The sequence below is a fragment of the Streptomyces antibioticus genome (genome assembly GCF_002019855.1).
Lineage (GTDB): Bacteria > Actinomycetota > Actinomycetes > Streptomycetales > Streptomycetaceae > Streptomyces > Streptomyces antibioticus_B.
Genome location: NZ_CM007717.1, coordinates 2,563,494 through 2,576,211, shown reverse-complemented (window position 1 = coordinate 2,576,211; position 12,718 = coordinate 2,563,494). Strand labels below are relative to the sequence as shown.

10 protein-coding genes are annotated in these 12,718 nt (G+C 73.1%); 5 read left to right on the top strand and 5 right to left on the bottom strand.

The genetic code is table 11. From position 1 onward, the window contains the following. Nucleotide 1 precedes the first annotated feature (1 nt). Nucleotides 2-1,186, bottom strand: a complete 1,185-nt coding sequence (locus AFM16_RS11480) for a MarP family serine protease (RefSeq protein WP_030794454.1) — start codon at nt 1,184-1,186, stop codon at nt 2-4. A gap of 161 nt (nt 1,187-1,347) precedes the next feature. Between AFM16_RS11480 and AFM16_RS11475 the strand changes: the two genes are divergently transcribed. Next, nucleotides 1,348-2,196: a peptidoglycan recognition protein family protein gene (locus AFM16_RS11475; protein WP_370628032.1), complete on the top strand. Its 849-nt coding sequence runs from the start codon at nt 1,348-1,350 to the stop codon at nt 2,194-2,196. A 33-nt stretch (nt 2,197-2,229) separates the two neighbouring features. Here the strand turns inward: AFM16_RS11475 and AFM16_RS11470 are convergent, their stop codons facing one another. The 4 genes from AFM16_RS11470 to AFM16_RS39340 form a co-directional block, all read right to left on the bottom strand. After that, nucleotides 2,230-2,748, bottom strand: coding sequence for a DUF4240 domain-containing protein (locus tag AFM16_RS11470; RefSeq protein WP_030794461.1), 519 nt, complete (start codon nt 2,746-2,748; stop codon nt 2,230-2,232). A 69-nt stretch (nt 2,749-2,817) separates the two neighbouring features. After that, a complete protein-coding gene (locus AFM16_RS11465; RefSeq protein WP_078633230.1) occupies nt 2,818-3,792 on the bottom strand; it encodes a helix-turn-helix transcriptional regulator in 975 nt (324 codons plus the stop codon). A gap of 77 nt (nt 3,793-3,869) precedes the next feature. Next, entirely contained in the window at nt 3,870-6,572 is a 2,703-nt protein-coding gene (gene aceE, locus AFM16_RS11460; protein WP_078633229.1) for a pyruvate dehydrogenase (acetyl-transferring), homodimeric type, read from the bottom strand. 271 nt (nt 6,573-6,843) lie between these two features. After that, nucleotides 6,844-7,326 carry a hypothetical protein gene (locus tag AFM16_RS39340; RefSeq protein WP_078633228.1) on the bottom strand — a complete coding sequence of 161 codons (483 nt, stop codon included), beginning with the start codon at nt 7,324-7,326 and terminating at the stop codon, nt 6,844-6,846. Between the two features lie 310 nt (nt 7,327-7,636). Here AFM16_RS39340 and AFM16_RS11450 point away from each other — a divergent pair, with 310 nt between their 5' ends. From AFM16_RS11450 to AFM16_RS11435, 4 genes are all read left to right on the top strand, one after another. Next, a complete protein-coding gene (locus AFM16_RS11450; RefSeq protein WP_078633227.1) occupies nt 7,637-8,479 on the top strand; it encodes a response regulator transcription factor in 843 nt (280 codons plus the stop codon). Then, entirely contained in the window at nt 8,476-9,924 is a 1,449-nt protein-coding gene (locus AFM16_RS11445; protein WP_078633226.1) for a sensor histidine kinase, read from the top strand. Before AFM16_RS11450 ends, AFM16_RS11445 begins: the two co-directional genes overlap by 4 nt. 154 nt (nt 9,925-10,078) lie before the next feature. Continuing rightward, on the top strand, nt 10,079-10,639 hold the full coding sequence (locus AFM16_RS11440; RefSeq protein ID WP_078633225.1) for a PepSY domain-containing protein: 561 nt from the start codon (nt 10,079-10,081) through the stop codon (nt 10,637-10,639). A gap of 98 nt (nt 10,640-10,737) precedes the next feature. Further along, nucleotides 10,738-12,675: a WD40 repeat domain-containing protein gene (locus AFM16_RS11435; protein ID WP_078633224.1), complete on the top strand. Its 1,938-nt coding sequence runs from the start codon at nt 10,738-10,740 to the stop codon at nt 12,673-12,675. Nucleotides 12,676-12,718 lie beyond the last annotated feature (43 nt).

The window sequence follows — 12,718 nt, the reverse complement described above, 5'->3', positions numbered from 1 at the left end:
CTCAGGAGCTGGTGAGGCGGCCGGTGTCCACCGGCCTCGTCGCCGTCGCCGCCCGCTTCGCGTCGGCGGCGACCTCGGCGGCCGTCAGCACGTACCCCGTCTCGTCGTCCGAGGTGGAGCGGGCGAACACCACGCCGTACACCTTGCCGTCGGTGGTCAGCAGGGGTCCGCCGGAGTTGCCGGGGCGGACCGTGGAGCGGATCGAGTAGATCTCGCGGGTGACGATCTCGTCGTTGTAGATGTTCCGGCCGGTCGCCTTCACCCGGTTCGCGACGGTCGCCGCCTGGAGGTCGAGGTCGCCGTCCTGCGGATAGCCCGCCACCACCGCCTCCGCGCCGCGTTTCGCGTCGTCGTCGAAGCGCAGCAGCGGCGCCTCCAGCTTCGGCACGTACAGCACGGCCACGTCCTTGTCCGGGTCGAACAGCACCACCCGCGCGTCGTACGGCTGTCCGACCCCGCCGACCTTCACCGTCGGGTCGTCGATGCCGGCCACCACGTGCGCGTTGGTCATCACATGCTCACGCGCGTACACGAACCCGCTGCCCTCGCGGCCCTGGTCGCCCGCGACGCCCTCGATCTTGACGGTGCTCAGCTTGGCCGCGTTCGTCGCGCGCGCGGTGACGCTGTCGCCGGTGGGCTTGGCGACCTCGGCCGTCGACTCGTTCTCGAACGGGTTGAAGACCTGCGGGAAACCCGCCTGGGTGAGCGCCGAGGTGGCGTCCGAGAACCAGGCCGGGGTGGTGTCCGGCATCGCGTCCTGCACGGCGCCGAGCAGCCGGGAGTCCCGGATCGCCGAGGTCACCAGCGGCGACGAGGACGCGGCCAGCACGCTCGCCGCCACCCACGCCACGATCAGCACCGCCAGCGCGTTCGCCGCGGCCCCGCCTATGCCGTCGGCGACGCGAAGCGGCCCCCGGTCCAGCTCGCGCCGCAGCCGCAGCGCCAGCCGGCCCGCCAGCTCGTGCCCCACCACCGCCGGGACCAGGACCGTGAACACCGCCGTCACCGTCGCCGCCGTCGTCCCCGGGGTCACCAGGTCCATCAGCCAGGGCAGCACCCACACACCCACCGCCGCCCCGCCCACGAAGCCGGCCAGCGAGACACAGCCGGCCACCAGTCCGCGCCGGTAGCCCGAGCCGGCGTAGGCCAGGATCGCCAGCACCAGCAGGATGTCGAGCAGGTCCACGGAGCCGCCTTTCTATGGGCCCCCTCATACGTGGGGGACGGGCCCGGTGATCAGCACGCGGGACACGTACATCCCGGGAAACGCCGTGGACCGGGACGATGGTTCCACCAGGTGGCACAGCACACATCGCGGACGGAACGGATCCGGCCGACAGTGGGTCCATGTGTGTCAAGCGACCGGTCCACCGCCGATCAGGGGGAACCCGAAGGCGGCGCCCGCCCCGGATACCGGGCCCGCTCCTGGTGCTGCTGGCCTGTCTGCCGGGCCTCGCCGCCGTCACCGCCCTGGGCCTGTGCGCGAGCGGCGTCGACCGCGTCGCCACCGCCGGCCTCGCCGCGCGCGCCGTGGCCCAGGACGCCGCCCGCCCCGCCGCGGCCGCCCACACCGCCGCCAAGCCGCGGATCGTGCCCCGCACGGTGTGGCTGGACGACGCCAGCCGCCGCAGCCAGCCCCCGCCGCGCTACGACGACAAGGTCGTCGCCGTCTTCGTGCACCACACCGACTCGCCCAACGGCTACGACTGCGCCGACGCCCCGCGCATCATCCGCTACCTGTACGCCGGCCAGACCGGCGCCCGGGACTGGGACGACATCGGCTACAACTTCCTGGTCGACAAGTGCGGCACCGTCTACGAGGGCCGCGCGGGCGGGGTCGACCGGCCCGTCACCGGCGCCCACACCCAGGGCTTCAACCACCGCACGGCCGGGATCGCCGCGCTGGGCACCTTCACCGCCGGGGTGCCCGTCCCGCAGGCGATGGTGGACGCCATAGCGGCGGTCGCCGCCTGGAAGCTCGGCATGGCCGACGTGGACCCGCGCACCGACGTCCGGCTGACGTCCAGCAACAGCCTCAGCCGCTACCGGTCCGGAGTCACCGCCACCCTGCCCGCCCTCGCCGGGCACCAGGACGGCTACATGACGAGCTGCCCCGGCGCCGCGCTCTCGGCCCGCCTCCCGGAGATCCGGCAGACCGCCGCCCGCCTCCAGGGCCGCCCGGTGACCGCACCCTGAGGCGGGCGGGCCCTCGCACGTGCGGGAGCCGCGTCAGTCCTTGAAGCGGCTCCACAGCCGGGGATACCGCTCGGCGAGCGCCCGCTCGTTCTCGAAGTCGACCGGGGTGCCCTCGGGTTCGGCCGGGGCGGGCGGGATGCCCAGATCGGGGGCGACGGTGCCGGTGAGCTGCTCGTACGCCTCGTCGGCCGCGTAGCCGAGGTCCTCGCCGTCGCCGTCCAGCTCCTCGTCGAACTCGCCCAGCAGATCGGCGAGCGCGTCCGGATCGTGCACCGCGCCCTCGAAGACGTCCCGGCCCTGCCCGATCAGCCAGCAGCGGAAGAAGTCGAAGGCGTCGTCGCTGGCGCCGTCGAGCAGCACCCAGGCGGCCCCCCACAGGTCCCAGGTGTAGGCACGGCCGTAACGGGCCTCGAAGTGCCGGGCGAAGTCGAGCACGGACTCGGGATCGAGCCGGGCCAGCCGGTCCACGAGCAGGTCGGCCTGGTCCTCCGGGTCGCCCTCGGCGCCCTCGCGGGCGGCGTCCACCAGCTCCCAGAACTCCGTCTCGTCCATCACGCGTCCAGCATCGTGCCTGGAGGGGTGCCGCGCACCCGGAGTGCCGGGGATTGTCACGCGCGTCCGTCACGTGCCGTACAGCTCCGCGAGCCGGGCCGCGTCCCGTGCGAACCGGGCCCGCAGCGAGGCGGGGGAGACCACCTCCGCCTCGGCGCCGAGCGCGGTGAGCTGGGTGTGCGCCACGTCCTCCGACTCCACGCCCAGGGTGAGCGTCACCCACCCGCGCGCGTCCGGCTCCCCGGCCCGCGCCAGGGCGTCGCGCGCGGCCACCGGATCCACGGCGTGCGGCAGCGCGCGCACCCCCGCCGCCGAGAGCCGCACCACGACCTCGGCCCGCAGGATCGACCGGGCGAACCGTTCCGCCTGCGCGTCCCAGAAGCCGGGCAGATCGAAGGACTCGTCTCTGCTGAAACGATCCTTCAGAACCTTCACGGCGACGAACCGGTCGATCCGGTACGTCCGGAAGACCCCCGCGTCGGCCACCCGCGCGCACAGGTACCAGACCCCCGCCTTCAGCACGAGCCCGTACGGCTCCAGCTCCCGCGCCACCTCCTCGTCCCCGCGCGCGTACCGGACGCTCACACACCGGTCGTCCCACACCGCGTCCGCCACCACCGCCAGCAGCCGGGGCACCTCCGGCTCCCGGAACCAGGCCGGCGCGTCCAGATGGAACCGCTGCGCCGCCGCCCGCGGCGCGTCCCGCAACGCCGGCAGCAGCGCGGCCGACACCTTCAGCCGGGCCGCCGACGCCACGTCCTCCAGACCCATCTCCCTGAGCGCCCCCGGCACCCCGCTCAGGAACAGCGCCTCGGCCTCGCCCCGGGCCAGCCCGGTCAGCCGGGTCCGGTACCCGCCGACCAGCCGGTATCCACCGGTGCGCCCGCGCTCCGCGTAGACCGGCACCCCGGCCTCCGACAGGGCCTGGGCGTCCCGGGTCACGGTCCGCTCGGACACCTCCAGTTCCTGGGCGAGCTCGGCCGCGGTCATGGCCGGCCGGGACTGGAGGAGCAGCACCATCTTGATGAGGCGGGCAGCGCGCATGCGCCCCATGATGCCGGGACCCGCCGACAGCGAAGGGGCACGGCGCGACGCCGTGCCCCTTCGACCTCCGCAGCGCCTTACAGGCCGTAGCGCTCCCGGGCCTCCTTCACCGCGGTCGCCTTGACCTCACCGCGCCGGGCGAGCTGCGCCAGCGCCGCGACGACGATCGACTCCGCGTCGACACCGAAGTGCCGGCGGGCCGCCGCCCGCGTGTCGGAGAGGCCGAAGCCGTCCGCGCCCAGCGAGGACCAGTCCTGCTCGACCCACTGCGCGATCTGGTCCGGGACCTGGCGCATGTAGTCGGACACCGCGAGGACCGGGCCCTCGGCGCCGTTCAGCGCCTGACGGACGAACGGCACCCGCTCCTCACCGCGCAGCAGGGCCGCGTCGGCCTCCAGCGCGTCGCGCCGCAGCTCCGTCCAGGAGGTCGCGGACCACACGTCGGCGGCCACGCCCCACTCCTCGGCGAGCAGCTTCTGCGCCTGGAGCGCCCAGTGGATCGCCGTACCGGAGCCGAGGAGCTGGATGCGCGGGGCGTTGGCGGCCGGGCTGAGCCCCGCCGACTCCGCCGTGTTGAAGCGGTACAGACCCTTGACGATGCCCTCGTCGACACCCTGGCCGCCCGGCTTGGCGGGCTGCGGCAGCGGCTCGTTGTAGACGGTCAGGTAGTAGAAGACGTCCGGGTCCTCGCCCGGGGCGGCCTCGCCGTACATCCGGCGCAGACCGTCCTTGACGATCGCGGCGACCTCGTAGGCGAACGCCGGGTCGTAGCTGAGGGCGGCCGGGTTGGTGGCGGCGATCACCGGGGAGTGCCCGTCGGCGTGCTGGAGGCCCTCGCCCGTCAGCGTCGTACGGCCCGCCGTGGCACCGACCAGGAAGCCGCGGCCGAGCTGGTCGCCGAGCTGCCACATCTGGTCGGCCGTGCGCTGCCAGCCGAACATCGAGTAGAAGATGTAGAACGGGATCATCGCCTCGCCGTGCGTCGCGTACGACGTCGAAGCGGCGATGAAGTCGGCCATCGAACCGGCCTCGGTGATCCCCTCGTTGAGGATCTGGCCGTTCTTGGCCTCCTTGTAGTACATGAGCTGGTCACGGTCGACCGGCTCGTACGTCTGGCCCTTGGGGGAGTAGATCCCGAGCGACGGGAAGAGCGACTCCATGCCGAAGGTGCGCGCCTCGTCGGGGACGATCGGCACCCAGCGCCGGCCCGTCTCCTTGTCGCGGACCAGGTCCTTGATCAGACGGACGAAGGCCATGGTGGTGGCCACGTTCTGCGAGCCGGAGCCCTTGTCGAAGGAGGCGAACGCCTTCTCGGCGGGGGCCGGCAGCGGGCCCACCGGGTGGACGCGGCGGGCCGGGGCCGGACCGCCGAGCGCCGCGCGGCGCTCCTGGAGGTAGCGGACCTCGGGGGAGCCGGCGCCGGGGTGGCCGTAGGGGACCTGGCCGTCGGCGAACGCGCTGTCCGCGATCGGCAGCTCCAGCAGGTCGCGCATCGCCTTGAACTCGTCCACCGAGAGCTTCTTCATCTGGTGGTTGGCGTTCTTCGAGGCGAAGCCCGCACCGAGGGTGTGGCCCTTGACCGTCTGGGCCAGGATCACGGTCGGCGCGCCCTTGAACTCCAGCGCGGCCCGGTACGCGGCGTACACCTTGCGTGCCTCGTGGCCACCGCGGGAGAGGTGGAAACACTCCAGGATCTTGTCGTCGCTCAGCAGCTTCGCCATCTCGACGAGCGCCGGGTCCTTGCCGAAGAAGTCCTGGCGGATGTAGGCGGCGTCGCGCGTCTGGTACGTCTGCACCTGGGCGTCCGGCACCTCGCGCAGCCGGCGGACCAGCGCGCCCGTGGTGTCGAGCCGGAACAGCTCGTCCCAGGCGGTGCCCCACAGCGTCTTGACGACGTTCCAGCCGGCGCCGCGGAACTGGGCCTCCAGCTCCTGCACGATCTTGAAGTTCGCGCGGACCGGGCCGTCGAGGCGCTGGAGGTTGCAGTTGATGACGAAGGTCAGGTTGTCCAGACCCTCGCGGGAGGCCAGTGCGAGCGCCGCCGTCGACTCGGGCTCGTCCATCTCGCCGTCGCCGAGGAAGGCCCAGACGTGGGACGCGGAGACGTCCTTGATGCCGCGGTTGGTCAGATAGCGGTTGAAGCGTGCCTGGTAGATCGCCGACAGCGGGCCGAGACCCATCGACACCGTCGGGAACTCCCACAGCCAGGGCAGCCGCCGCGGGTGCGGGTAGGACGGGAGGCCGTTGCCGCCGGACTCCTGCCGGAAGTTGTCGAGGTGGGTCTCGTTCAGCCGGCCGTCGAGGAAGGCGCGGGCGTAGATGCCGGGGGAGGCGTGGCCCTGGATGTAGAGCTGGTCGCCCGAGCCGTCGGCCTCCTTGCCCTTGAAGAAGTGGTTGAAGCCGGTCTCGTAGAGCCAGGCCGCCGAGGCGAAGGTGGCGATGTGGCCGCCGACGCCGTGTTTGGCGCCCCGGGTGACCATCGCGGCCGCGTTCCAACGGTTCCACGCGGTGATCTTCCGCTCCATCTCCTCGTCACCGGGCGCGGACGGCTCGGCGGCGGTCGGGATGGTGTTGACGTAGTCGGTCTCGAGCAGCTTGGGCAGCGCGACGCCGTTGCCCTCCGCGCGCTCCAGCGTGCGGCGCATCAGGTACGCGGCACGGTGCGGGCCGGCCGCCTTGGCGACCGCGTCCAGTGAGGCCTGCCATTCGGCGGTCTCCTCGGGGTCGCGGTCCGGGAGCTGGTCGAGCTCGCTCGGCTGGATGGCGTGGGGGTCGGTCATGTCGCCGCCTTCCTCAGTCGAAGGGGGTTCCCTCATCGGTAAGGGTTCGGGGGTGCCCTTGGTCTTTGGCAGGACAGGGCAGGGGCTCTGTGGTGGGAGCCCGTCGGCGACTGTAACCCCCTGATCGATGATCGATCAAAGGGTTGAAGGGGAAAACCTCTCGATTCCGGGAAAGTAGGCACAGGGTGTCCCGGCGGGAGGCACGGCGTGCCGCGTCAGGAGGGGTGTTTTCGCAGGTGAGCGGGGGCGCGCTCAGGGGGTGACCGGGCGGTTAGCGGTCGTCGTCATCGTCATCGTCATCGTCGTCGGAGTCGTCGTCCGGCTCGTCGTCATCGTCGTCGTCGGGCTCGTACGCGTCGTCGTCCGCGTCCTCGTCGTCATCGTCGTCGTCCTGCGAGGCGGTCGCGGCCGGGCTCGGGGCGGTCGGAGGCGGTGTGGGTGCGGGGGTCTCGGCCACCGGGGGAGGAGGTGCGGGGGCGGTCGGCTGCTCGGGGTCCGGGGTCCGGGGCGCCGGGGTCTCGACGGCCGAGGTCTCGCCCGCGGGCCCGGTCCGGTCGGAGCTGAACGTGATGCCGTCGGTGATCATCGACATCACCAGCAGGACGCCGAGCAGGAGAAGCCCCGCGGCCGCGGCGGTGACGGCGGTGGCCCGGCGGTCGCCCAACTGCTCCCACAGCCCGGTGCGGGGCGCGTCGGGCCGCTCGGCGGGGGCGGGGGGCCCGGGCGGCGCGGTGTCGAAGGGTTCGCCCGCCATGGTCCGGGTGGTCCGGTTCCCCTGGCGTGGATCGGGAGTGCTGGACACGGTGCCCTTTCTCTCGGTCGGGTTCTCTCGGTCGGGGAAGACGGCCGTCCGGCGGTCCGCCGGGACGGCTGGGGCACCACCCTAGGAGACCGCCGGTAGGGGAAGAACAGCGTTGTGACAGCGGATCGTTAAGGAACGGCCAACCCTTGTCGGGCCTGAACGCCGGACCCGTTCCGTGCGTACTCGACGGCGGGACACCCGGTCCCGCGCGCGCCGCACCGCCACTCCACCGTCACCTCCCAGGACTTGTGAGTCTGCCGATATGCGTGTCTTGCTGATCGAGGACGACGACCGGGTCGCCGGTCCGCTGACCGAGGGGCTGAGCCGCTTCGGATTCACCGTCGACCGTGCCCGCTCCGGGGCGGAGGGACTGGCCGCGGGGGAGCCCGACACGGTCCTGCTGGACCTGGGGCTGCCCGACATGGACGGCATCGAGGTGTGCCGGGCGCTGCGGTCCCGCTCCCAGGTGCCCATCATCATGATCACCGCGAGGAGCGACGAGGTCGACCGCGTCCTCGGCCTGGAGATCGGCGCCGACGACTATGTGTCCAAGCCGTTCGGCGTCCGGGAGCTCATCGCCAGGATCCGGGCCGTCAGCCGCCGTACGCAGTTCGGCCACCCGGGCCGGGCCGCCGCTGGCCACCCCGGCCGGGGCGAGTACGCCGCGTTCCCCGGGTCCGCGGGGCCGCCCGCGCCGCCGCTGTCCCAGACCCAGGCCCGGCCGCCCTCGTCCTGGCCGTCCTCGCCCGACGCGGCCGCCTTCGTCCAGCGGATCGGCCCGCTGACGATCGACCGCCGCACCCACCAGGTCCATCTGGACGGCACCCCGATCGCGCTGTCGCCGAAGGAGTACGACCTGCTGGCCTGTCTGGCGGGCGACCCCGGAGCCGTCTGCACCCGGCAGCACATCCTGGACATCGTGTGGCAGCCGAACTACTTCGGCCCGACCAAGACGCTCGACGTGCACATCGCCGCGCTGCGCCGCAAGCTCGGCGACTCCGCCTGGATCGACACCATCCGCGGCGTGGGATTCCGGCTCCGGCCGCCCGCCGGCGCGCCCGCGGCCGTCCCCGGGTGGCCGGGGCCCGAACAGGACGCTCGGTGACCCGCCGTCTCCTGCTCAGCTATCTCAGCCTCACCCTCCTGCTCCTGCTCGGTCTGGAAGTGCCGCTCGGCTACTACTTCGCGCGCGGCGAGATCTCCCGCTTCACCGGCGACGGCCGCCACTCGGCCGAGATCCTGGCGGGGATCCTCGAACAACGGGTCGAACGGCAGGAGGCGGCCGACGTCCCCGCGCTGGTGACCGACTTCGTCCACCGGTCCGGCAGCCACGCCGTCGTCGTGGACGCCGACGGCAGGCTCCTCACCGACTCCCGCGACACCCTCGCCCCCGGCACGGACCTGTCCGCCGAGCCCGGTATCGCCGCCGCGCTGCGCGACCGCACCCTCTCCACGACCCGCGAGGACCTCGCCGGGAGCGGCGACACCTACACCGTCACCGTGCCGTGCTCGTCCGGGGCCGACGTCCGCTGCGCGGTGCGCGTCTCCTATCCCGTCGCCCCGGTGACCTCCCGGATCCAGCGCACCTGGCTGGCCCTGGCCCTGATCGGCCTGGGCGTGCTGGTGGCCGTGGCGGCGATCGCCCTGGCGCTGGCCCACTGGGTCACCCGTCCCGTACGGGCCCTGGAACGCGCCACCGCCGAACTCGCCGACGGCAGCCTCAAGGACCCGCCCACCATCACCCAGGGGCCGCCCGAACTGCGCCGCCTCGCCTCCACGTTCACCCGGACCGCACGGCGGCTGCAGCATCTGCTCCAGGCCCAGCGGGCGTTCGCCTCCGAGGCCTCCCACCAGCTCAAGACCCCGCTGACCGCGTTGCGGCTGCGGCTGGAGAACTTCGAGCCCTACCTCGACCCGCGCGCCCACGACAGCCTGGACGAGGCGGTCGGAGAGGTGGAGCGGCTCGGCCGTATGGTGCAGGGGCTGCTCGCGCTGGCCCGGCTGGAGAACTCCGGGAGCACGCCGGAGCCCGCCGACCTGGACGCCGTCGTCGCCGACCGGGCGCTGACCTGGGCCGCGTTCGCCGCCGAGCACTCCGTCGACATCGCGGTGACCGGGGAGCGGGCCGGCCGGGTGTGGGCGATCCCCGGCGCCCTGGAGCAGGTCGTGGACAACCTGCTCTCCAACGCGCTGCGGGTGTCGCCCCCGGGAACCACCATCACGCTCGCCAAGAGACCCGCAGGGGACGCGCGGACGGGCGGGGCCGAACTGCATGTGATCGACCAGGGGCCCGGGATGACCGAGTCCGAGCGCGCCCGCGCCTTCGACCGTTTCTGGCGGGCCGCCGACTCCTACCACGACGGCACGGGACTCGGCCTGCCCATCGTCCAGCAGCTCACCCGGGCCGGCGGCGGTGACGTGGTGCTCCACGCCGCGCCCGGCGGCGGCCTGGACGCCGTCGTCCGGCTGCGGACCGTCGAGGAACGGCACCCGGCACCGCAGCGCGGCGCACGGTCCGCGGCCCGCAGGGCGAGGGTGTCGGCGTTCTGAACGGCCCCCGGCCGTACAGGGCTTGGCCAGCGCAAGGTTAAGAGCGACAAGGTTCGGCGAGCGGGCCGCCAACGTTGCGGTCCACGCCCGGAATTGCCCTCCGCACCGCCCAATACTCACTGGCGTCACAGCAATCGACGCGAAGGAGTCGGCCATGCGGAAGAGGAACGCACTCGCGGCCATCGTGGTGAGCGGCATCATGGTGGGCGGTGCCGGGATCGCCATGGGCGGTGAGGTGGCGCAGGACTCGGCGTCCGCGCCGCACCCGTCCGTACAGGTCCGCACCGACAGGTCGGCGGGGATCGGAACCCGGGCGCAGACAGGTGCCGAGGGCGCGGGGCTCGCGGTGGGCACCGTCGCCGAGGCCACGGACGCGATCATCCGCAACCTGGGCGACGGCCGGGTCACCGAGGTGGCGCTCGCCCAGGAGAACGGGCGCACCGTCTGGCGGGTGACCATCGACCAGGGCAAGGGCCCGGTCCGGGTCACGCTCGACGCCACCACCGGACAGATCCTCCGCAGCGCCGCCGCCCTGTCCTCCGAGTCCTCCGACGACTGCGCCGGAGCCCCGGGATCCGGCACGGGCGCGGGCGGAGGCGGCGACATCGACGACGACGATGACGACGACAGCGACGACGACAGCGATGACGACGATGACGACGGCGATGACGACGACGGCGGCCCGGTCCGCGAAGGCGTCGACCCGAACAAGTAGGCCGCACAAGCCCGTTCACCGCACGCACGCCGCCATCCGCCCCGCACGCGCCCCGCCGTCCGCCCCGCACTCGCCCCGAAAGGCCGGGAGACATCGTCGTGAACCCGCCGGACCGTTTTGTCAGGATCCTGTACGTGGAAGGCGCGGGACTTCTCGCGTCGGACACCTACGGCCGCGTCCATCTGCTCGACGAGGAGCTGCGGACCGTGGCGTCGTCGCCCTTCGTCCGGCAGGGCCGGCCGCTGTACGGGCTGGCCGCCGCCGAGGGGTGGGTGATCGGCAAGGACCGTATGGGCGCGGTGTTCCGCTGGTCGCTCGACACCCTGGACCTGGTCGACCGGCTGGACCCGGCGACGGCCTGCGACCGGGCCGGGCTGCTGCCGCGCGAGGAGCCCTCACCGTGCAGTTCCCGCGGCATCGGCGTCTGGGACGGCAGGGTCTTCGTCACCGGCGGCTACCACCGCCAGATGCTGGTGCTGGACCTGCACACCTTCGAGGTGCTGGAGATCCGGCCGAACATCACCGGCGACAGCCCCCTCGAGTGGGCCTGCACCGAGCACCCCACCCGGCACGCCGTCTCGGACAAGCACGGCAACCTGCGGTTCGGCTCCTTCACGGACGGCGTCTTCCCCGAGCTGGTCAAGCTGGACGACGGCAACATCCACCGGGTGCGCTACGACGCTCGGCACGACCGGTTCTGGGCCACCCAGGACTTCGGCGAGGGCGACAACGCCGACATCGCCAACGGGGTCGTGGTGGTCGGCATGTCGGGGGAGAAGGAGGGCGAGCTGCTGTTCGCCCGTGACGACGTCGAGTTCGTCGCCTTCTCGCCCGACTTCGGCCGGGCCTACGCCGGCGGGTTCGACGGCGAACTGCACCTCTTCGACAACACCCGGCGCGCCCTGCGCGTCGAGCGCACCGTGACCGGCTTTCCGCACCAGCTCAGCGATCTGACCGTCGGCCCCGGCGGCGAGGTGTACGTCCTGTGCCAGGACGGCACGCTCCTCGAACTGGACGCCGCGGGCGCCTTCGTCCGTGAACGCGGGCACCGGCGGCAGGCGGTGTGGGACGTCCAGCCGTCCCGGGAGGACCCGCGCACGCTGTACTGCGCCACCGACTCCGGGGTCGCCGTCGCCCGGGTGGAGGACTCCGCGACCGGACCCATGCTCCGGGTGGAGGCCGAGCATCCGACCGAGTGGGGGTTCACCCGGCGGGTGGCGCCGGTCGCGTCGGGCTGGGTCGGCGTCACCCGCGACCGGACGGTGTTCCGCGCCGACCGCGACGGGACCGTGCGCTGGCACCACCGGCTGCCGGACCTGCCGCACACCGTCGCGGTCTCCCCGGACGGCGGCCGGGCCCTGGTGGCGACCAACGGCGGCGCCGTCGAACTCGACACCGCGGACGGCCGGCGGCTCGCCGACCTCCAGGTGGACGGCGGCCTGCCCGTCTGGGCGACCGCGTATCTGCCGGACGGCGACCGGGTCCTGATCACCAGGAACGGCGTCATCGCCGTCCTGGACGCCGGGGACGGAAGCCCGCGCTGGCGCTTCGACCAGGGCGAATACCCCAAGCGCGCCTGGACCCAGGACGACCGGCTCTACGTCGTCGGGGACGGCGGGCTCAAGGAGATCGAGATCGGCGTGGGCGTGGCGGCCCGCTGGTCGCGGCTGCTGTCCAACACCGTCGAGAACGCCGTCGTCGCCGACGGGCTGGTCTGCGCCTCCTCGTACGGCATGCAACTGGCCGCCTACGAGCACGGCACCGCGAAGTTCGTCGGCCTGCTGGAGGACCTGGCCGACTACCCCAAGGCGCTCGCCGTGATCCGGGACGCGGACGACGCCCCGCACCTGCTGGTCGGCTGCCGTACCGGCCTGCTGTCCCTGTACCGCCTGGGCGAGGGCCCCGGCCGCCGGGTCTTCACCAAGCTCCGCGACCACTGGCTGCCGCGCCGCCCCGCCCACTACACGCTGCGCCACCACGACCACCCCGACGCCCCCGGGGCACCCCGGCCCGCGTCGGCCGGCGCGGTGAGCTGAGCCCCTGCCCCGCAACACCCCCCGAACCGAGGGAGAGGACCGA